The 21,821-nt window shown below is 37.6% G+C and carries 23 protein-coding genes; 17 read left to right on the top strand and 6 right to left on the bottom strand.

All coding sequences use genetic code 11. The features are described 5' to 3' along the window. Window positions 1-139: 139 nt before the first annotated feature. Both MKY78_RS10420 and MKY78_RS10425 read right to left on the bottom strand, forming a co-directional pair. The gene (locus MKY78_RS10420; protein WP_186867932.1) at window positions 140-601 is read right to left on the bottom strand and encodes a DUF3278 domain-containing protein; all 462 of its coding nucleotides are present in this window, start codon (window positions 599-601) and stop codon (window positions 140-142) included. Next, window positions 601-798 (bottom strand): helix-turn-helix transcriptional regulator, encoded by a 198-nt coding sequence (locus MKY78_RS10425; RefSeq protein ID WP_339212330.1) that lies wholly within the window; start codon window positions 796-798, stop codon window positions 601-603. The genes MKY78_RS10420 and MKY78_RS10425 overlap by 1 nt, the downstream gene beginning before the upstream one ends. A 453-nt stretch (window positions 799-1,251) precedes the next feature. Here MKY78_RS10425 and MKY78_RS10430 point away from each other — a divergent pair, with 453 nt between their 5' ends. After that, on the top strand, window positions 1,252-2,499 hold the full coding sequence (locus MKY78_RS10430; protein WP_339212333.1) for a LamG-like jellyroll fold domain-containing protein: 1,248 nt from the start codon (window positions 1,252-1,254) through the stop codon (window positions 2,497-2,499). Window positions 2,500-2,878: 379 nt separating this feature from the next. On the opposite strand, the gene MKY78_RS10435 is transcribed toward MKY78_RS10430, so the two are convergent. Both MKY78_RS10435 and MKY78_RS10440 read right to left on the bottom strand, forming a co-directional pair. Continuing rightward, window positions 2,879-3,274 carry a hypothetical protein gene (locus tag MKY78_RS10435; RefSeq protein WP_339212336.1) on the bottom strand — a complete coding sequence of 132 codons (396 nt, stop codon included), beginning with the start codon at window positions 3,272-3,274 and terminating at the stop codon, window positions 2,879-2,881. 89 nt (window positions 3,275-3,363) lie between these two features. Next, window positions 3,364-3,549, bottom strand: coding sequence for a hypothetical protein (locus MKY78_RS10440; protein WP_339212338.1), 186 nt, complete (start codon window positions 3,547-3,549; stop codon window positions 3,364-3,366). A 218-nt stretch (window positions 3,550-3,767) separates the two neighbouring features. Here MKY78_RS10440 and MKY78_RS10445 point away from each other — a divergent pair, with 218 nt between their 5' ends. The 5 genes from MKY78_RS10445 (at window position 3,768) to MKY78_RS10465 (ending at window position 6,942) form a co-directional block, all read left to right on the top strand. Then, a complete protein-coding gene (locus MKY78_RS10445) occupies window positions 3,768-4,175 on the top strand; it encodes a hypothetical protein (protein ID WP_339212340.1) in 408 nt (135 codons plus the stop codon). Window positions 4,176-4,321: 146 nt separating this feature from the next. Then, entirely contained in the window at window positions 4,322-4,639 is a 318-nt protein-coding gene (locus tag MKY78_RS10450; protein WP_186867936.1) for a helix-turn-helix transcriptional regulator, read from the top strand. Continuing rightward, the gene (locus tag MKY78_RS10455) at window positions 4,626-5,192 is read left to right on the top strand and encodes a DUF2812 domain-containing protein (RefSeq protein ID WP_186867937.1); all 567 of its coding nucleotides are present in this window, start codon (window positions 4,626-4,628) and stop codon (window positions 5,190-5,192) included. The genes MKY78_RS10450 and MKY78_RS10455 overlap by 14 nt, the downstream gene beginning before the upstream one ends. A 327-nt stretch (window positions 5,193-5,519) precedes the next feature. After that, a complete protein-coding gene (locus MKY78_RS10460; RefSeq protein ID WP_339212345.1) occupies window positions 5,520-6,368 on the top strand; it encodes a hypothetical protein in 849 nt (282 codons plus the stop codon). Window positions 6,369-6,720: 352 nt separating this feature from the next. Then, complete coding sequence (locus MKY78_RS10465; RefSeq protein ID WP_339212348.1) at window positions 6,721-6,942, top strand: hypothetical protein; 222 nt, start codon at window positions 6,721-6,723, stop codon at window positions 6,940-6,942. 1,118 nt (window positions 6,943-8,060) lie between these two features. Here MKY78_RS10465 and MKY78_RS10470 read toward each other — a convergent pair. Next, complete coding sequence (locus MKY78_RS10470; RefSeq protein WP_339212350.1) at window positions 8,061-8,783, bottom strand: HAD-IIB family hydrolase; 723 nt, start codon at window positions 8,781-8,783, stop codon at window positions 8,061-8,063. A 70-nt stretch (window positions 8,784-8,853) separates the two neighbouring features. Here MKY78_RS10470 and MKY78_RS10475 point away from each other — a divergent pair, with 70 nt between their 5' ends. The 10 genes from MKY78_RS10475 (at window position 8,854) to MKY78_RS10520 (ending at window position 19,152) form a co-directional block, all read left to right on the top strand. After that, window positions 8,854-9,516, top strand: a complete 663-nt coding sequence (locus MKY78_RS10475) for a Crp/Fnr family transcriptional regulator (protein WP_339212353.1) — start codon at window positions 8,854-8,856, stop codon at window positions 9,514-9,516. A gap of 233 nt (window positions 9,517-9,749) precedes the next feature. Further along, window positions 9,750-10,457, top strand: a complete 708-nt coding sequence (locus tag MKY78_RS10480) for a DNA alkylation repair protein (protein WP_339212355.1) — start codon at window positions 9,750-9,752, stop codon at window positions 10,455-10,457. Between the two features lie 311 nt (window positions 10,458-10,768). Continuing rightward, entirely contained in the window at window positions 10,769-12,511 is a 1,743-nt protein-coding gene (locus MKY78_RS10485; RefSeq protein ID WP_339212357.1) for a HAMP domain-containing sensor histidine kinase, read from the top strand. 79 nt (window positions 12,512-12,590) lie between these two features. After that, window positions 12,591-13,262 (top strand): response regulator transcription factor, encoded by a 672-nt coding sequence (locus tag MKY78_RS10490; RefSeq protein WP_339212359.1) that lies wholly within the window; start codon window positions 12,591-12,593, stop codon window positions 13,260-13,262. Between the two features lie 13 nt (window positions 13,263-13,275). Next, entirely contained in the window at window positions 13,276-13,422 is a 147-nt protein-coding gene (locus MKY78_RS10495; RefSeq protein ID WP_186867947.1) for a teichoic acid D-Ala incorporation-associated protein DltX, read from the top strand. A 17-nt stretch (window positions 13,423-13,439) separates the two neighbouring features. After that, on the top strand, window positions 13,440-14,942 hold the full coding sequence (gene dltA, locus MKY78_RS10500) for a D-alanine--poly(phosphoribitol) ligase subunit DltA (RefSeq protein ID WP_339212362.1): 1,503 nt from the start codon (window positions 13,440-13,442) through the stop codon (window positions 14,940-14,942). Beyond that, window positions 14,939-16,096, top strand: coding sequence for a D-alanyl-lipoteichoic acid biosynthesis protein DltB (dltB, locus tag MKY78_RS10505; RefSeq protein WP_339212365.1), 1,158 nt, complete (start codon window positions 14,939-14,941; stop codon window positions 16,094-16,096). Before dltA ends, dltB begins: the two co-directional genes overlap by 4 nt. A gap of 15 nt (window positions 16,097-16,111) precedes the next feature. After that, entirely contained in the window at window positions 16,112-16,348 is a 237-nt protein-coding gene (gene dltC / locus MKY78_RS10510; protein ID WP_339212368.1) for a D-alanine--poly(phosphoribitol) ligase subunit DltC, read from the top strand. Next, window positions 16,348-17,514 carry a D-alanyl-lipoteichoic acid biosynthesis protein DltD gene (dltD, locus tag MKY78_RS10515; RefSeq protein ID WP_339212371.1) on the top strand — a complete coding sequence of 389 codons (1,167 nt, stop codon included), beginning with the start codon at window positions 16,348-16,350 and terminating at the stop codon, window positions 17,512-17,514. Before dltC ends, dltD begins: the two co-directional genes overlap by 1 nt. 189 nt (window positions 17,515-17,703) lie before the next feature. Next, entirely contained in the window at window positions 17,704-19,152 is a 1,449-nt protein-coding gene (locus MKY78_RS10520; RefSeq protein ID WP_339212374.1) for an IS1182 family transposase, read from the top strand. Window positions 19,153-19,311: 159 nt separating this feature from the next. On the opposite strand, the gene MKY78_RS10525 is transcribed toward MKY78_RS10520, so the two are convergent. Further along, complete coding sequence (locus MKY78_RS10525; protein WP_339212377.1) at window positions 19,312-20,061, bottom strand: glucose 1-dehydrogenase; 750 nt, start codon at window positions 20,059-20,061, stop codon at window positions 19,312-19,314. A 713-nt stretch (window positions 20,062-20,774) separates the two neighbouring features. On the opposite strand from MKY78_RS10525, the gene MKY78_RS10530 reads away from it, so the two are divergent. After that, window positions 20,775-21,809, top strand: coding sequence for an NADH:flavin oxidoreductase/NADH oxidase (locus MKY78_RS10530; protein ID WP_339212378.1), 1,035 nt, complete (start codon window positions 20,775-20,777; stop codon window positions 21,807-21,809). The last annotated feature ends 12 nt before the right edge of the window (window positions 21,810-21,821 follow it).

The raw sequence follows: 21,821 nt of genomic DNA on the forward strand, positions 1-21,821 counted from the left end.
GATGGGTAGAATTCTAGGTAAAGTAGAATAGTATTAATAATAAAGTGCTAAGTGGAAATTAGCACTTTATTTTTGTGTTATAGCAATTATTTTTTTGTAGGAAAAGAGTGGCAGCATTGATCTTAAGAGACGATAAGTTTTATACTAATTCCTTATTCTTTTTATAGGAATTCTTTAAGGAAATATAATCCACGAAAAATAAGATTAAGCCACCTATAATCGATACGGCTATCATTTCATACCATTCACTGATACTGTTAGGAAACATAAAAACTAGGTATAAAAGGTGAAATATAATGACAAATCCACATGACTTAGTAAGAATTACTTTTAATTGCTTTTTATAAGCCTTTTCCGTAGAAATGTCTGTATACTCCATACCCGAAGTAATATATCTTAAGAAAACGTAGCCTAAAAAGATCCAGATAGCTATAAATAGCGCAAACTCTAAATCTATCTGAAAATAGGGTACATACCTGTTAATAATGAATATACCGATTAAAAATAATAAGAGGATTACAGATCCTTCAAATAAAAAATATAAAGCTCTTTTCTCCCGATACTCATCATCTGGTAATAAAAACGATAACCAAGATTTCATTAGTTTTCTACCTCCCAGAATAAATCATCTAACGTTTTATTTAGTTCTTTTGCTATGGCAACGCAGAGTTGAAGACTAGGATTATATTCCCCTTTCTCTATAAGTCCGATCGTCTGTCTAGTTACACCAACTTTTCTTGCTAATTGCTCTTGGGTCATTGACGTTCTCATTCGAGTTATTTTCACATTATTTCTCATTATCCTACCCTACTCAATTCAATGTAATATATATCTTTCATATGCAATTTATATATTACATTGAATAGGCCAGGAAGTCAAGACTTTTTTAATTAAGGAGTCGAGAAAAAATTTTGCTGAGAAAATATATAGAGGTTATTTACAGGTTTTTCACACTATAATTCTATAGGCATTTATTTTTACACTTATTTAATTGTTAGGTGCTAAAAATTTATGTTCAACAAAGGTTCCGAAATAGAGTCCAATGATTTCAAAAGGTATATAAAACATACTAGATTAGTAACTTATCTCTAGTAAGAATGTTAGATGTAGTTGAAACGCCAACCCCCTATTCAACCATAAGTTGATACAAAGCATAAAGAATGTCAACTTTTACGTTATACATTATTGCAATTGAATTTATTATAATAGGGGCAACAAAAGGAATGGGGTGATCCGGTGAACGAGAATAAAATGAGTTCTGAGCTAAGTCATAATATTAGTTGGTTAAGAAAGAAATGTGGGTTAACTCAGGAGCAACTTGCAAAGCGGTTAGGTGTTAGTAATCAAGCAGTAAGCAAATGGGAGAATGGACAGTCTTTTCCAGACATGTTACTTTTACCACAGCTTTCCGATATTTTTGGAGTCTCGATTGATACGTTCTTCGGTCGAGCGGAGAGATATATTGATTTACGGAAAGACCTTGTATTGGAGTATTTGTTCGAAGGAGATGTTCAAGATAGTAGCGGGAATAATAGGCATGGACGATTAGAAGGGGCATTATTTTGTAAGGACAGATTTGGTTTAGAAGGAAGAGCATTATATTTTGATGGGGAAGATGATTATGTGGTTATCAATGCTCCCCCCGCTCTATCTGAAAAAGAATTTTCTATATCATTATGGTGTTATTACGATGCCCAAACTTCATTTGATGGCTGGCACAGTGCGATCATTTCGCAAGATGGCCAAAAACAGAATAGAATTTTCCAACTGAGTACGAAGGATGAATACATGACGTTCCATCGTTTTTTACTTGATCCAGATCTGTCGATGAATAAAAAAATAATCAAAGAATATTGGTACCATGTTGTAATTACTTATAAGGATCAGCGGTTCTATAAATATGTAAATGGGGAATTGGTGGCCGAGAAAGAAGGTCAATTCACACCTCATCACCATGAACCAATTTATATAGGAAGAAAATCAACAGACGAACCGTATTTCTTTTTCCATGGCAGGATAGACGACATACGAATATATAACCGAACAATTAATAATGCTGAAGTGAATGCTCTTTTTTTAGAACAAGGATGGAAGCCTGGTCCTTTACAACAATTAGAGATGGCAGAGGAAAGAATCCCTGCCCTCGAATGTGTTGATGCTGTTCGAATGATATTGCCTAGGACAGAATTACAAAAGGCAGTAAAATGGTATAAGAGTTTACTAAACTTTAAGTCACTTGTAGAAGAGGATTATTTTGTAATATTATCTCTATATAAAGGACCTGTATTGGTAATAGATGGAGCAGATGGGGATTTGGTTGAACAAAATAGGTATGCGCCTTTTGTTTTCAAGACAAAACATGAGATGGAAGAGCTACATGCACAATTAGCTTCTGCCGGCGCGACAAATTTGCTAGTGAGAGACGAAGGATTTGCGATTTTCTTAGATTTTAAAGATCCCTTTGGACAACATTGGATGATTATGAGTGAAAATAGATAACAATTTAAGGGCATTGGATATAACTCCAGTGTCTTCTTTTTTACCTGTTAAAACACGTTGGTCTAGATCCTTTACCAATAGTGGTTACAAATAATTTTATCGTTATATTACTCATCAACCACATAAATTCTGAGAACCGATGTGAAAGATACTAGTCATATCATAAGCCATTTAACTTACCCTAAGTCTGGATGGACGTTAATAGCGCGGGAGGAGGAATCAAACTGTAAGAAAACCCGTTAGCTTAATAATTCTATCTCAGCACTAACATAATACTCCGAATATATTAATGGAACTCTATTATGAGAAAAAGCGACCTTTATAGATCGCCTTCTTATCTAACGTATATAACTGATTAATAGATAGTTTAGAATCTATCCTATTGTATTGAAGCAGTAGTAAGTTTTATCGTTTCCGGTGCTTCTCCTTCAATTCTTAATGTTATATCTGTGGTAGGTGGGGTTTTCTCGTTTAACTTAAATACTCTCTCACTAAAATATTCTCCGTTTTCATCTAATTCACGGTCTCCTAGTCCCCATCCCATGAAGTCAGGACTTTCAATGAAAATATCAAACTCACTAAATTCGCTCAACTTATCACCTACATAAGTTACTTTTATACTTTGGTTTTCTTTACCCCAAATGTCATAGGTAGCTATTAATTCGGCTTTCCATTCTTTACCTTTTCCTTCAAAAAGCAATCCTCCATCGCTACTACACGAAGCTAAAATCAATGTGAAACTGAATATGAAAAACATTACTATAGCCTTTTTCATTCTCAGAACTCCTTCTTTTTATTTTCTTGATAATTATAATACTTCTATATACATACAAGAAAATCCTGCAAAATTGATGTCTATGTAGTTTAGTGATTTTGCTGGTTTCGCTCTATTAATTGAGATTTAAGATTTAGGTAGATACCATACCCTCCTGTTAAGATAAGAAATAGTTGTCCGTAACCAAATTTTAGCTTAAACCAATATGTGAACAACATTAAGAAGCTAATCGCAATAAAAATGATGGTAATGATATTTTGATTATATTTATTCATTCTTTAGCCTCCTTATAGATTTAATTCTTTGTTAACGCCTTCTAACTCAATGCTAGCATAATATTCAATATTATTGTCATTTTTCGACCAATCAAAAAAGGTTACCTTTTTAATCACCTTTGTTTCATTCTTGCATCCTTCAGCACAAAAAGATTAAACATGAAAAAACAGTCTTCGGTGATACTACCATTGAGGTGATACATGTGGTTCGTAAACTATTGCTTTCGTTAATTCCTATGTTTTTCTCATTTAATCTATTTATAGTAAATGCACAAAGCATCACGAATATAGAACTGTTTGATATTGAAAAGAACGAGATAATAAAAACAACTAAACCAAACCGTAAGATACAATTAGAAGTTGAGAAGATTATTGAAGAAATTGATGATATTGTAAGAAAACTGAAACCTATTCCAGACAAAGGTTACATGATAAGAATCCCATTAAAGCCGTCTATTCAATTAGAAAATCAATGGGTGTATGCTCTGATTGATGAAGTGATCATTATTATTCCAGAAGATGAAGAGCCATATTTACTCATATTTGATGATGAAAATAAGACTCATTTTTTCACCTCTGAAGCAAAAATTGATACGTTACTAAATACTCTAAGTTTTTCCCTTTAAAAGCCTACGTGTTGGGCTTTTTATTATGTACTTCTTCCATTCTACTTCCTCAATTAATTTAAAAAAGTGGTTTACTATTCAGTTGAACTGTATTATAATGTTATAAAGTCCAACTATATAGTTGAACTGAATAGAAGGTGAAAAGTATGAAACATAGTTTATTGCCGTTGTCTGAAACCATGCATTATATTTTATTAGCTCTTCGTGAGCCGCTCCACGGCTATGCCGTAATGCAAAAGATAGAGAAGATAAGTAATGGTACGGTTATTTTAGCGGCGGGTACGTTATACGGTGCGATTGAAAACCTGCATAAACATGGTTGGATTGAAGCGGTTGGAAATTCAGGTCGGAGAAAAATTTATCAAATAACTCCAGAAGGGATCTCCATTTTGGAAATGGAACGAGAAAGGCTACTCCATATTTTATCTTTGTATGAGGGAAGTGAATCAAATGAAGAGGTTTAAAGTATTCTTTAATATTGAAAAAGAAGAGAAATGGCTGAACGAACAATTAGAAAAAGGCTATCGCTGTACCAATATCAGTAGATCGGGAATATACACGTTCAAAAAAACCGACAAAAGATATGTGATGCGACTTGATGTTCAAGATTATTTGCCAAAGAAGAAGCTCGAGGAATACAAGGCGATATATGAAGACTTTGGTTGGAACTATATAACAGGTTCCTGGCTTGGTGGCATACGGTATTGGCAAAAAGAAGATGATGGTCAAAATGAAATCTTCTCGGACCGCCAATCAAAGGGCAGTTATTATAAACGATTAATGAATTATTCCTTAATATTGGGGATGCTGTGTTTGTTTTTCTCTTTTTCGCTATACAATGACTCAAATTTATATCACGAAGGTCTTTGGAGTATGAATGGTGCATTATTTTGGAAGGCACTGGTAATTGAAACGCCATTCGTCCTTTTGAAGCTGCTTCCTGCCTTTATGGCTGTTGCTCTTGGTATCAGCTACTATAAAAATTATCGGAAGTATTCCTTGTTAAAAGGGAAATAACGTAAGAGGGTTCATTATCAATATCTATATTTCCACAAGATCTTAAGATTATTTTAATACTGCGGATAGGGAATCGCTATAGGGCAAGTAATTTCACTGGTGGCAGTAAAGTTGCTGGACCTAATGGAAACTATTGAATTATAGCATATCGTTCCAGTTTGTCCTACGAAAGAACTATTTGGTAACAGCCTACTAGAACAATATGCCTTACTAGGTATAGTGTTTTTTGCTAAAGCACTCTATTGTTCGGGACTTATGTATCACATGTTGCGCAGTTCATGGTATAGTAGTCCTGTCATGAAGGTAATACAGAAGGAGAGAGTAAGCGTGAAGAAAGTTCTATTTAGTAGTTTGTTTTTAGTAATTATGTTAATGGGGTGTAATGAGGAGACTTACAATAATGCAATTCAAAAAGGCCTCGATCACATTGGAAGCGAAGAGTATCAAAAGGCTGAAAGTGCATTTGAACTAGCGCTAGAGGAAAAGAAGGAAGATGTAAAAGCAACTGCTTTATTAGCACAGACAAGATATTATCAGGAAGCCTTAGAAGATATGGAAGAAGCTGAACTAGAAGCTGCTGCAGAAAAAGCAGAGAAGGTTACGAAAGAAACAGAAGGATCAGAAGCATTAATAAAAAAGGCGGAAGAATTAGTCTCTTCAATAGAAATTTTACAGACAACACTAGCTGAAATCACGGAAGAGTATGAATCAGCGATGTACCAATTTGAAGAAGAGGAATATGAAGATGCCAATAAAATAATAGAAGATGTATTAAATAAGGATTTAAGTCATCCACTCTTTCAACCTGTGAAAAAGGAAATGGAAGAATTACAGCATGATATTGAAGCGGCTGTTATTGCTAAGGAGAAGGAAGAAAAGGAAAAAGCGGAGCAGGCTGCTGCTAAAAAAGCACAGGAACAAAAAGAACAGTCTACCAAAGTAAATCTAACGGCTGACGAAGCATTAACCATCATTAAAAATCTTAATGACTGGCCGTCAACAACCACATTTGATTTAGAACCTAATCTAATAGAATGGGGAGAAGAAAGTTATTATGGGATTTACGTTGATACACATGTAGATGAAAGCAATTCTTCAACAAGTATATTACGTGTAGATGCAAAGGACGGTTCTGTTTATGACTTCAGTCGTGGAGAGATGATACCGGTAAATTGAGATGCAAAAACGTAAAGTATCTAAGCATTAGATGCTTTACGTGAACCCATATCCTAACTAGTTAGAATGAAAAGAAACCTTAAAGCGCTACTAAATCAATGCTTTTGAGGTTTCTTTTTTATACCTCAAAAATCTTTAATAGTATATATCTTTTAGTGGTGTATCAAGTACTAGCTTTAGTATACAAAAAAATACTCATGCATCACTACCATTATAAGATTATGAGAAAAGGTACTCCTCTTTTTAGAATAGAGTGTAATAAATTTGCGCTCTATTTCCTTTATCCTTTCGATTAACTATTCATTTATAGTATATTAGTGATAAAAGTAATTTAGTTGCCTGGAGGAAAAGAATGAAAAAATTATTGTCTGGACTAACTTTTTTGATGATTTCTGCAGTATTTTATAGTGCAAATGTGATTGTTACAAATATTTCAGAATTAGTTGAAACTATTGGGGGACATTCAGAAGTTGGACATTCATTGATAATTTTAAGTATTATCTTTTTTATTTTAGCCGTTATTTTTCTAGCAATGTTTGAGCATGAGTTAAAATATACTAATAAGCAACAATAGGCCCTTAGCTAATTGGTTTATAGGGCAAGTTTACTGTAAATCCTGATAGTAGGCTATGTTATATTAATCCTATTGTTATATAAATGACTTTATACGTTAATGTTGATTGATGAAAATACCCTTTCTACGAACAAGGAACTATATAATTTGGTCAGTGTTATGTTTATTTAATGCTGAATATTTGTACGATAGTAACTTGATATTTAAGAAGAATACGGTGGGGGATTAGGTGAATATACGAATTTCACTAAGCCTTCAAGGTTAACCTATAACTATAGAATTTCGATAAGAGTGTAACCTTTCTTTCATAAGAACTTCTCCTGTGATTCATTTTTTTATTTAAAAACAACAGCAAGAACATACATTCTTGTTGTTGTTTTTGTAACAGATTTTTAGTATTTCAACTATTTTTATTACCAATCAAGTAACATTCTTTCTTATTTATTGTCCTTGGAAACAAAGGATGCCATTTACTAAATGGATGTGAGTCTGACATACTGGTATCTCCCCACCAAAGAACTAGAGGACAATTATTTGCAATATTTCTATACGTAATAAAAACTGATCCAAAACCCGTAGTCTTATTATTATCAAAACCCATAGGATATATTTTTTTCGTTTGAAGTGCAGGATAATATTTAAGTATATACCCCTTTTTCAAAAATGCTTTTTATACAATAGCCCTATTTGTTTTTGATGTAAATAGGGTTTCCGTTAGATGGTAGATTTTTGATCTTAATAAAGGAATATGCTCTCTTTGTTTTTCACTTCTGCTGGCATCTAATTTTTTCAAATAATCATTAGTAGTATCATTGAAGTCTTCATCAGGAACCCAAAGACATTCATATTTGGTTGGTTTACCATAATTAAAATCATCCTTTATATCTTTTATCCTCCAAAATTCAACCTCAATGTTCTTTTCGCTTAAAGCATTTATATCTCACTTTTAATATAATTAAAGTTTCTTAGATGTATCCCTAGAAAAATAAAGTTTAACTTAGAACTTTATTTAAAATTTTCTTTCCAACCTTCTATATCCCACTTGACCGTTGAACCAGAAAATAAACAATCATCTATGTATATATAAATATCTGGGTCAATACCACACTCATCTATATCTAAAATGAAATCCCTAATTTAATAATAGTGTTTGCAACTTGTTCCTTCGTGATCGTCATGGAAGCATACGCTTGTACATGATGATCACCAACACATACACTGTATTTGGCGTTTTCAAACAAGCATTGATCATTGCTGTCGTTCCCAAAGGAGATGAAGTCTGTAACATGTAATCTATTTAGTCCGTGAACTTTATTAACACCTAAGGGGCTTATATCAATAGCGTTTTCCTTTTTATAAGCAGTAATACTAACAGGTAATTGGGTTAGCTCATCCAGTACCGTTTTGGTAGGGTTAAATAAAACGAGTTTACAAATCTTCTCTAAATCTGTGAATAATCGATTCCTTGCAGATGATTGGTTAATATTATGATAGATAGGGTGGTTCTGACTACCGGTATAGGAATAATCCCACTCTCCATCTGCTAAATATGTTAATTGATAGGTTTGAATAAGGTTATGTAATGGCTCTATTACATCCGGATGAAAGTAATTGGTTGTAATCTTCCCATCCTCTGAGATATAACAACCATTTCCGCCAACTAATTTTCCTTTTTGAAGCTGGGCTGGGAGAACAGGTACTAAGTCACGGATAGGTCTAGCAGAAGCAAAAATTATGTCGTGTCCACACTTCGTTAGTTCATCCAAAGCTTCTATAATAGATGAATCTATTGTCTTTCCATCAAAGCAAATTGTTCCGTCAATATCGAATACAAAGTCCATTTTTAAATCGCCTCCATAAACGAGTATAATGAGTAGTAGTATATTGCCGAAAGGACAGGTGTCCTCAACTGTGGATGTAAAAAAATTCAAACAACTCTATGCTTATGAATTTCCGAATGAATTATTAACTCAAATCCAAAATCTCACCTATCAAACGAATGATTATATTTTAAGAACAGGTGACGAAATTGATGGGTTGTACTTTTTGATGGAAGGAAAATACTATGTATCTAGTCTTGAGATAACGGGTAAGGAATTGTTATTACGATATAGTAAAAGGTCTGGCATATTAGGGGATATTGAAATCTTGGAGCAATGTGCCATTCAATCGAATTGTATTGCTGCTGAGAGATGTGAATTTATCTATGTACCTCTAGCCGTCTATGAGAAATATTTAAAACACGATATGGCATTTACACAAATACTGTTAAAAGAGTTGGCATATAAATTGAAGACTTGTACGACTTCCTCAAGAGTAAATGCATTATCACCTGTGTCAGTTAGATTAGCAGCATATTATTGTACGATCGCGTCTCCTGAATCCAATAGTGACTATATAACGTCAAGTAAATTAGATGAGGTAGCCTCATTAATTGGTACAACGAAGAGACATCTTAATCGAATCTTAAAACAATGGAGTGAGGAGGGAAGTATTCATAGAGATGGTGATCATATTCAAATCTTAAATTGGAAGAGGATTAAGCAGTATTCCAATAATGTGCGATTTGAATAAAATAGATGAGGTCAGGCGCCCTATACCTAAAATACATATAAATGAAGGTTGTTCTAGCCTATTGTAACAGCTATTGTTCAAATTTGCTCTAAGCTATTTCTTTGGCTCGGGATGGAGAACTTTAATCGGGCTGATTACATTAAAAGGTATGAATTGCTTTATAATAGACTAGAAGATAAAAAAATTCAATAATTTAAAGAACACTATTACATGAAAGAAAGGAGTGACAACCATTGCATGACAATAAGGCACAAGACTTTATCAAGGAATTGGAAAAGCATCGGAATGAGCAGGATGTTGAGAAAATGAAACGTTTCTTTAAAAGCTCTGACCCAGATACATTATGTCTGGGACTTCAGATGCGCACCGTTTTTCAGATTGCGAAACAGTTCATGGATATGTCCTTATCTGAGATTGAGAAGGTACTAGAAAGCCCTTATTATGAAGTAAGGATGGGGGCGGCTAGTATCATGGATTATCAAGCGAAGAAAAGGAAAATTTCTGAGGAGGAAAGAAAGTCCCTGTTTGACCTGTATCTACGCAGGCATGACCGCATTAACAATTGGGATTTTGTAGACCGATCGGCACCTTCTGTAATTGGTACGTTTTTATTGGATAAACCAAAGGACATTCTCTATACGCTAGCCCGTTCAAGCAATATGTGGGAGCGCAGAACTGCAATTGTTAGTACACATGCATTTATTAAAAAGGGAGAAATTAATCATACCTTTCGTATCGCAGAAATACTGATCCATGACCCTGAAGAGCTTATCCAAAAGGCTGTAGGCAGTTGGATTCGAGAAGCTGGTAAGCAGGATGAAACAATGCTAAAACGTTTTCTGAACGAATACGCACCTACTATGCCTAGAGTTACATTGAGATATGCCGTAGAAAAGCTGAACAAGGAGACAAGGGATTTTTATTTGTCGATGGGGAAGTGAATAGAGGGTGTACTAGGCTGTGGCAGAGGGAGTATCATACCCCACTATCACAGCCTTTTTCTTACCTTCTAAACCCTACTTCGTATTCGTAAACCCGCGATTAATATGAATCCCTTTACCATTACGGTTCCTGCCCTGAAAGTAATATTTATCCTCTACTACTCTCCTCTCCTAGTAATCTAGCCTAAGTAAAAAAAGGTTCCAAAATTTGAAAAAAATGGTTACGATATGAAGGTGTATGTGGACACACAAAATACATATCAATAGCTTACATTATTATTAAACTGACGTATGAAATAGAGGAGTATAACATGAGAAAACGCGGTATCACCGTTAAATTATTCGCTGTAACAGCTTTATTCTTTTTGATATTTTACGCCATGATTTTGATATTTCAGCTATTATTCTTTGATCGTTTCTATCAGCATCATAAAACAAAAGAAGCAAGGGAACACATACATCAATTAGCAGCAGCGTATGAGAAAAATTCTTGGAGCGAGGAGGAACTGACAAAACATACGCTGTCTTATATGAAGGAGACCAAAAGTCCATTGACGATTGTGGATGCAGAAGGTTACCAGTTGGTACAGGATCCGTTTAACATCATGCTGGAAACGAGAGATGGCTACGTTGTAGAGGTATCGCTTTCCTTACTCGTCACCAATTACGGGAAACAGATTCGAGAATTACGTATTACAGAGGGAGATACATTGATGGTGCACGGGGAAGCAGATGCGGAGGTTCCGTTAGTTATTTATCCAACTGTTATTACGAAGAATGGGGCAAGTGTGGGGGAAAGTCCGTTCGAGAACGATGTGATAGTCGAAGGAAAAGTAAAAAGCATTTCGCTGCCTAAGGCTGGGATGATTGAAAGAGGATTAGGGATTCTCTATGATGCGCTACTCGAATGGTTCCCACTAAAGGACGAGCAGTTAAAGAAGCTTTCCAAAGGGGAAAGTCTGCAGCTAGATTGGGTAGAGCCATGGAGTGGAAAACATAATTTAGTACTAATTGAGCCCTTTAAGAAAGATGGCGAAATGCAATTCATGTTCTCTGTCACATCGCTTCAAGAAATCAAAGAAACCAATGAAGCACTTCAGCTATTTTATGTCTATATCGGGATAGCCGGCTTCATTCTGATCCTTTTGCTGTCGTTATTCTTCTCCCGTCTTGTTAGTCGACCACTAATTAAGCTAAATGAAATGGCAGAAAAAATGGTGCATCTAGACTTCTCGAAGGTGAACCCGATTAAGCAGAAGGATGAGCTAGGAAGCCTTTCAAACAATATGCTTGTGATGGCGAAAAATCTGGATGTGGCACTAAATGATTTGAAACAAGCCAATGACAAGCTGAAGCAGGATATGGAAAAACGTGTGCAGATGGAAAAGGAACAGCGTGAGTTTTTTGAGCATGCATCACATGAACTGAAGACCCCGCTTAGCATTGTCAAAAGCTTTGCTGAAGGACTACAGGATGATGTTAGTCCGGATAAGCAGGACCACTATGTAGAAGTGATTATAGAAGAGTCCGCAAAGATGGAAGTGTTGATTCAGGATATGCTGGATTTAGCTAAGTTGGAAAATGGTGTAATTAAGCTAAGAAAAACATCTTTTCTACTCAGTGAAATGATTGAGGATTTAGCCGATAAACTATTCTGTATTGCGAAAGAGAAAAAGGTGACAATTGAAATCATGCCGAAGAATGAACAGCATATTTTGGCGGATTATGAGTGGCTGGAGCGAGTCATGCAAAATCTTCTCATGAATGCGGTTCGGCACAGTGAGCCTGATTCTGTCATTGTCATTCGAATCGAGTTGGATGCGGAAAATGGTGACACGGTGTTCAAAATTGAAAACAAGGGCACGCAAATCCCAGAAGAACAGCTGGATAAAATCTGGAGACGCTTCTATCGGACCGAATCCTCTCGTAGCCGGATGACGGGTGGTACAGGATTAGGGCTGGCCATTGTTCGGCAAATTCTAGATTTGCATGAATTTCAATATGGGGTGGAAAACATGCCTGACGGTGTGCGTTTCTATGTTCGTTTTCAATAATAGGACTAATTACTTATGAGGACACATAAAAGACATATCGCCTTGTTACTATATTGCTAGATTGGAAGGAAGATTCACGATGGGGAAGAAAGTGTTGCTTGTCGAGGATGAAGTGAGAATCCGAGAAGTGGTAGCTGATTATTTTAAAATGGATGGTTGGGAAGTATATGAGACGGATAATGGCAGTAGTGCTATTGACTGGTTTAATGCCATTTATCCGGATCTAGTCATTCTTGATATCATGATGCCACAAATGGATGGGTTTGCTGTTACAAAGCAGGTTCGTATGAATTCGGGTGTACCAATTATTCTATTGACAGCAAAATCCAGTGATGATGATAAAGTTCGTGGCTTTGAACTCGGAGCCGATGAGTATGTTACAAAGCCCTTTAGTCCAAGAGTGTTAGTAGCGCGTGCTAATTCTTTAATGAAACGGGTTACCGAGCATTACCTGCCCACAGGACATATGATGAGCTTCGGTGAGGCAATGGTTAACACGAAGGCCCATCAGCTTCAGATTGCGGGCCAACAAGTCGAATTGACACCAAAGGAATATGAATTATTGGTGTTCCTGCTTCAGCATAAGAATCAAGTCCTTTCACGCGAAACCATTTTGAATCACGTATGGGGCTTGGACTTCGATGGTGATATTCGAGTGGTGGATACACATATTAAAAAACTTAGAGCTAAATTAGGCTGCGAATCCCATCATATCCGAACGGTAATTGGGACCGGCTATAAATTTGAATAAAGGAAGAGAGAAGATGAATAGGCTCAAACAATTGTATACGCGCCATGGCGTTCGTTTTGTTTTACATACTTGTTTTTATCTTGGAATCCTTATTACCTTGTTCTTGATGTACGGCTTCCATACAGCCAATACAGGTAACTATATTTACAATGATTTCTAAATGGAGAAGATAATAAAATGAAACTTTTAACTAGTATTGCACAGCATGCAGAAATAAACCCAGAACAGATAGCATTTCGAACAGGGGACCAGGTATTGACCTATGCATTGCTTTGGGACAAATCGAGGCGACTAGCAAGCCTCATACACGCTAAGCAGCTCAAAAGACAGACACCAATTGTTGTCTATGGTCATATGGGCATTGATATGCCGGTATCGTTCCTTGGATGTGTACAGGCTGGACACCCTTACATACCGGTGGATACATCGATTCCAATCGAACGAGTGCGTCTTATCGTAGAAAAATCTGGTGCGGAATTGGTTCTGAATACAACCGGTAGTATGCTAGATTTTGAGGATGTCACAGTTTTAGATGTACAGACACTACAGCTGGAGCAAGAAGAGCGGATTGGTGATGACTACTGGGTGAAGCCTGATGAGGTCTTTTATATCATTTATACATCCGGCAGTACGGGAAATCCAAAAGGTGTTCAAATAACGTCATCCAACCTGCAATCTTTTACTGATTGGATGGTCGGTGACTTTCCGTTAGGTCAAGGAAAGGTGTTCTTGAATCAAGCGCCGTTTTCATTCGATTTATCTGTGATGGACCTTTATCCAGCGCTTCAGAGTGGAGGTTCCATTCATGCATTGGAGAAAGAAGTCATGAATAAGCCAAAGCTAATGTTTGAGAACTTGAGTCGTTCGGGCTTGCAAATATGGACGTCGACACCATCCTTCGTGCAGATGTGTTTTCCAAATCCGGACTTTCATCAAACGATGCTGCCAGAGCTTGAGGTATTCCTTTTCTGTGGGGAGGTACTACCGCTAGCGGTGGCTAGAGAGCTGAAGGAACGTTTTCCCGGGGCGAGAATTTTTAATACGTATGGGCCAACAGAAGCAACCGTTGCGGTGACATCGATTGAAATTACGGAAGCGTTGCTTGCGCAAGAGAAGGCACTGCCGGTAGGCTATCCAAAATCGGATATGCGTATCCTCGTAGTGGATGAATCGGGTAATCCGCTACCTGAAGGTGAAAAAGGGGAGCTTATCCTTATCGGGCCAAGTGTGTCAAAAGGCTATCTCGGTGAACCGCTACTAACAGAAAAGGCATTCAGCGTGATAAATGGAATGAACGCTTATCGTACTGGAGATGCCGGCTATATGCAGGACGGGCTGGTGTATTGCCAAGGCAGACTGGATTATCAAATCAAGCTGCATGGCTACCGGATGGAGCTAGAGGAGATTGAGTTCCACCTTAATCAGTCTGAATATATTAAGGCAGCCATTATTATCCCGTACGCACCAAACGAGGAAATTGAATACTTGATTGCGGCGGTCGTACCAGCAGAGCATAGCTTTGAGAAGGAATACCAGCTGACAGCTGCAATTCGAAAGGATCTTGCTTTACGCTTACCAGCCTATATGATCCCGCGTAAGTTCACGTATCATACTGCTATTCCAATGACGATAAATGGAAAAGTAGACCGTAAGAAAATGAAGGAAGAGGTATTCGCATGATTCCATATAGCTCTTTCCTTTTCTTTATTATTCTAGGTATCTTGCTACTGCCGACGATGATTCTCGGCATAATGGGCAAGCGCCTGCGTTATTACAATGTGTTCGTCACCATTGTTGTATTGGCAATTATATTTTCCGGAGGGGATGAAGGCTTCTTCTCGTTAGTTGTCTTCACTATCCTTCAGGTTGTTCTGGTCAAGGGATATATTTCGTATCGGCAGGCAAAGAATAGCAGTCTCGTATTCTATATTATTAGCTTTTTGTCGATTCTACCTTTGATTTTATCCAAGCTGTTGCCGATTTTGGCAGTGGACAACTGGGCAAGCTTTCTCGGTATCTCTTATCTGACATTCCGGGCAGTCCAAATCATTATTGAAACAAGGGATGGATTGATTAAGGAGCAGCTCTCGGTCTTTCAGCTTGTTAATTTTATGCTGTTTTACCCAACGATTTCATCAGGTCCGATTGATCGCTTCCGGCGCTTCCAAAAGGATGAAGAAAAGCGCTGGACACCGGAAGAGTACAAGGAGCTGCTTTATAAAGGGATCAATAAAATCTTCCTTGGCTTTTTGTATAAATTTATCATTGGCTATAGTATCAATACGTACTTCATTATGAATCTAGATAGTATAGCGACTAGCCAGTTTACGAATCATTTATTGTACATGTACAGCTATAGCTTGTACCTATTCTTCGACTTTGCTGGCTATACAGCGTTTGCGGTCGGAGTCAGTTATATCATGGGAATCCGGTCACCGGAGAACTTTAATATGCCATTCATCAGCCGCAACATTAAGGATTTCTGGAACAGGTGGCATATGTCACTATCGTTCTGGTTCCGTGATTATGTATTCATGCGCTTCGTCCTCTTGATGAGGAAGAAAAAATGGATACAGAACAAAATGCTCGTATCGAATTTAGGTTATGTTCTGCTGTTCCTGCTGATGGGGGTATGGCATGGATTAGCGATTCAGTACATCATGTACGGGGCATATCATGCCTTGATGATGGCTGGATTTAATTTCTTCGAGTCCTGGAACAAAAAACATAAACGCTGGCCAACAGGAAGGGCCATGACAGTGGTGTCTATCATCATCACTTTCCATGTCGTGTGCTTCGGTTTCTATCTGTTTTCCGGCAGACCATTTCAATAAAAGGGGAATATAAATATGGATTTTAAAGAGAAAGTATTACAAGTTATTGCAGAAGTTTGTGAAGATGATGTGGTGAAAGAAGAGCATGATTTGGATATATTTGAAGCGGGATTGATTGATTCATTCGCGACCGTGGAATTACTTGTTCAATTTGAGGAGCAGCTTGCTATTAATGTACCAATTACAGAGTTCGACCGAGAGACATGGAATACACCAAATGCTATCGTTGATCGTCTGAATGAGCTGAGATAATGAAGAAGAAGTATTTGTTTGGACCGATCATTCTGGCATTGGTCCTGTTTGCCGGGGTCGTATTCGTACCTGTATCATGGCTGGCTAAGTTAGTTCCAGCAGACCGTTTGGCGGAATCGGCTATCAGCTTGGAGCCGAATATGTTCCAGGGAACCTATTTGCAAAGTGAAATGCTGAAGAGCGATACATATGTTCCAATCTATGGTTCCTCTGAGTTTTCGCGCTGGGATCCATTCCATCCATCGAATTATTTCGAAACGAATGATGCTGCCTTTACACCCTACTTGGTAGGAAAAGGCGGAATGACCTCGATTATTCATGATTTAAACTTTGCAACACATGCCGATCAATTGAAGAACAAGAAGATGGTCATTATCGTATCGCCACAATGGTTTGTAAAGCATGGTACAGACGAACAGCATTTTGCACCAAACTATTCCTCACTCCAGGCGTACCAGCTTCCTTACAATGAGGAAGTGGACGAAGAGGTGAAGCGAAAGCTGATGCAACGCCTGATGACGTATGAGGCGGTCAAGAACGACACCATACTTTATCGGCTTTATGATGCGTATTTGAATGACAATAAGGTTATGTTTAATATCTTGTCCGTGCCTGCAGAGGCATATATATCCATACTGAAGAAAAAGGATCTATATTTCACCATTATGAAAGATAAACCAACGAATCGTCATCAGTCAGATGAAGTGAAGGGCAAGACATGGGAGGAGCTGCGGGCACAAGCGGATGCTTATGGCGAGAAGCGGACACAGCATTCCCAATTTTACATTGAAGACAGCGTGTATAAGCGTAAGAAGGACTATATCAAGGGAATGGAAGGAAAGAATAAAACCCATTCCTATGCCGAATCATTAGAGTACGATGATTTCCAACTGATGTTGGATATTCTGAAGGAAGCAGGTGCTGAACCGCTATTTGTCATTATCCCTGTAAACGGGGCGTATTATGACTATACAGGCTTCCCGGAAAAGGGACGGCAAGACTATTACACGCGGATAAAGAAACAGATTCGTGATAGCGGCTTTTCTTACGCCGATTATTCCGACCATGAATATGATCCGTATTTTATGCGTGACACGATTCATATTGGTTGGAAAGGCTGGGTTTATTTAGATGAGGATATCCAGAAGTTTGTAGAAAAACAATAGTAGGTGGGAGCGCTTTGTGTGATGGGCAGTCACACGTTCTCAAGCATTGGGGTATAAGATAGAAAAGGGCTGTGGCAGAGGGGGATAAAAAGAGGCTGCTGAAAAAGTCTCTGAAAATCGCCAACAAAAATGTTTTGTTGGCGATTTTACTTTATAATTAGTGTCATAATAAAAATAGTGGGTGATTGTATGTTAGAAAAACAAGAAAGCCTTCCATTAAGTCCGTATTCTAATCTTTATGATTTGATTATAGAAAAAGACAATGAGTTACGCCGAATCAATGAGTTAATTGATTTTTCATTTATTTACAAGGAATTAGAGGATAACTATTGTTTAACGAATGGAAGGAATGCAATCTGCCCTGTCCGAATGTTTAAATACCTTTTGTTGAAACGGATGTATAAATTATCTGATCGAGATGTTGTGAAACGCTCTAAATATGATATGTCTTTCAAATACTTTTTAGATATGGCACCCGAGGATCCTGTAATTGATCCTAGTTCTTTAACTCAATTTCGTAAGTTACGTTTAAAAAATATCAATCTATTAGATTTACTGATTCAAAAAACAATCGAACTCGCTGTCGAACATGATTTGATTGACGTGAAAGCCACGTTAATCGTGGACTCTACACACTCCCATTCTCGTCATCGTTCGAGGTCAGCCGCGCAATATCTAAATGAACATGCGAAGGCTGTTAGGAAAGCAACTTATGAATTCGATGAAAGTCTCAAAGAAAAATACCCAGAAAAGCCAACTGATAAGCATGATGTAAAAGTGTCTATGGCTTATTGCGAGAAGTTGATTGAAGTCGTAGAGAAGGAAGATGTCCGTAACATTCCAGACGTGCAAAAAAAATTGAACTACTTGAAAGAGTTAGTGGAAGATTGCCAAGAGACAACGGAATACTCCGCCGATCGCGATGCGCGAACTGGTCATAAATCAGAAGACACGAGTTTCTTTGGTTACAAAACACACCTCGCTATATCAGAAGAACGTTTAATCGTGGCGGCAGAGGTCACATCTGGCGACAAAAGTGATGGAAAGTATTTAAGAAATCTGGTAGAAAAAAGTGAAAAAGCAGGTCTGACAGTTGAGACGGTCATTGGTGATACAGCTTATTCAGGGAAAGATAACTTAATCTTAGCTAAAGAAAAAGATTTTCAACTGGTTTCCAAACTTAACCCAATGTTGACAAACGAACGAAAAGACACGGGTTTTGAGTTCAATAAAGATGCGGATATGTATGTTTGTCCTGCTGGGCATTTAGCGACAAAAAAATATGTTAAGAACAGAAAAGACAGGAACGCTGAATATCAGTATCAATTTGATATCGAAAAATGTAAGGTTTGTCCATTGCGAGAGGGTTGTTACAAAGAAGGTGCCAAATCAAAAACACTTACGGTGAGCATAAAATCGACGGAGCATCAAGAGCAGAAGGCATTTCAAGAGACCGAATTGTTTAAAGAATTAGCTCGAGACCGTTATATGATTGAGGCTAAAAATAGCGAATTAAAGAATCGACATGGGTACGATAGAGCCACCGACTCAGGTCTCTTTGGTATGGAAATCCAAGGAGCCACCACGATATTTGTAACAAATCTAAAACGAATCATGAAGCTCATAGACCAAAAATAAGAGGAATATGAGCAAAAAAGGGATACTTTTTATGGCAAAACACATAAAAAGTATCCCTTTTTTGTTTTTTTATTTTATTATCACTTAAAATCCTTGAGTTTTTCAGCAGCTTCGGATAAAAACCCACTGCCACAGCCCTTTTCCTTTTATCATGGAGGCTTATTTCGTATTCGTAAACCCGCCATCAATACGGATTACTTCACCATTAATATATTCTGCTTTAGAAGTAAGTAAGAAAGTAACAAGCTCAGCCACTTCTTCAGGCGTTCCTAGACGTTTCTGTGGAATTCCACCTGTTGCATTTTCCTTCATTTTCGGATTTGCTTCGTAGAACTCTTTTACCATTGGTGTTTCAGTAGGTCCTGGAGCAATAGCATTGACGCGCAAGCCATCTTTTGCATATTCTGCTACCATACTCTTCGTTAGCCCAACAATTCCGTGTTTTGTAGCGGAATAGGTAACAACAGAGTCTTGTCCAATAACACCTGCACTAGAAGCGGTGTTCACAATGGAGCCTCCGCCATTTTCTAACATTGCCTTCGCTACATAATGTACACCGTATAAGGCACCCATTAAGTTAATGCCAACGATATTATCAATTTCTTCAATAGAGGTATCTAAGAAATATTTTCCGCTACCTGATATTCCAGCATTGTTAAAGAAATAATCAATTTTACCGAAGTGTTCCAGTGTTTGATCGACATAATGTTTTACGTCTTCTTTTTTGGATACATCCGCTTTAATGAAAATGGCATCTACGTTATGTTTTTTCACTAATTCTACTGTTTCATTTCCACCTTGTTCATTAACATCTACTACCGCAATACTAATTCCTTCCTGTGCCAATCGGACAGCTGTTGATTGACCTAATCCACTACCTGCACCAGTAATAATTGCAACGTTACTCATCTATGAAAACCTCCTATATAATCAATTGGTAAACCAATTTTTCATCGGGTTCATTTCCACCGTATTACCTGTTAGCTTTACCATTGTATAACCAACTATGCGTCTAGCAAGCGTATATAGTCGAAAAATGGATCCGTACTTCAAGGGTAGAACTAATATTTCAATAGGTCAACTATAGTAAACTGTGACTTCTTTTCTGAGAATTTCTAAAAAATTGATTGGAAGTATGGAGCGGCTCAATAGATAACGTTCACCTGAAGTTCGTTTCTTTAGAATATCAGCGAAATAGAGAAGGCATGTTTCCGGAAATGGTACGTATACACACTTCCCTCTCCAAACAGATAATTTGTATTCTTTAAAAGCGAGTATTATAATTTCCAACACAATGGAATGCATTTCATTATCCAAAACTTGTTATGGAGGGAAATGTGACATGACAAGAAATGCTCGATTCAGCCTATCGCCGGATAGGATAATGAAGAATGTGGGAAAACGCTAGTGCGAGCATTTTCCTACAGTTGTAAAACCTTGGACGTTCTGAAGGCTATTGCGATTCGATTGGCTAGGTGTAAGTTATATGTGTTTTATTGGTTAACTTATCAATACTAAAGAGGAAAAGCTTGCCCGGATAAGCGGTGCAAAAAGCCATTGGCCATGTTTAAACGCTCAACGCAAGGTCAGTTTAACTAAACATAGAAGGAGAGATTCTTTTCATGAAGGATTTATTTACCCCCTATCAAATAAAGAACTTAGAATTAAAAAACCGTGTCGTCATGCCACCTATGTGTCAATATTCCGTTACGAAAAAGGATGGAATTGCGAATGATTGGCATTATGTTCACTATGTTAGCCGTGCTATTGGTGGAGCGGGGCTAATCATTATTGAAATGACGGATGTGGAGCCAGACGGCCGTATTACAGATTATGATCTCGGATTATGGTCAGATGAACAAATCCCAGCAATCAAACGAATTGTGGATGCTTGTCATCAACATGGTGCCAAAGTGGCTATTCAAATTGCCCATGCGGGACGTAAAGCAGAGGATGCAGCGGTTCCTGTTGCACCATCACCAATTCCATTTGATGAAAATTCCAAAACTCCGAGGGAACTGACAACAGAAGAAATTAAAGAAATGGTTGAGAAATTCCGATTAGCAACAGAACGCGCGGTAAAAGCTGGTGTCGATGCAATTGAAATTCATGGAGCACATGGTTACTTAATCCACCAGTTCCAATCCCCATTTACTAATAAACGTACAGATGAATATGGACAAGATCTAACTAAGTTTGGTAAGGAAGTTATCCAAGCAGCGAAAAGTGTCATGCCTAGTGAGATGCCACTAATTTTGCGTGTCTCTGCGGTTGAGTATGTGGATAACGGCTACGGATTGAAGGAAAGTGTCGCATTCTCGAAGGTCTATCAAGAAGCTGGCGTTGATATGTTCCATGTTAGTGCTGGTGGAGAAGGACAAATTGCTGCTCACGGAAGACCAGGCACGCATGCTGCCTACCAAGTACCTTTCGCTAGAGAAATAAAAGAAAAACTAAATGTCCCAGTTATTGCGGTTGGAAGACTGGATGAACCAGCACTCGCCAACGCAGTGATTGGAAATGAGGAAGCAGACCTTGTCGCGGTAGGTAGAGGAATGCTACGTAATCCATACTGGACACTAGAAGCGGCAGCTACATTAAATAAGAAAAACACCGTTCCTACCCAATACTCACCAGCCTTTCCATCAAGATCATAAAGGAAACGGATA

This window comes from Ornithinibacillus sp. FSL M8-0202, from assembly GCF_037975285.1.
GTDB lineage: Bacteria > Bacillota > Bacilli > Bacillales > Amphibacillaceae > Ornithinibacillus > Ornithinibacillus massiliensis.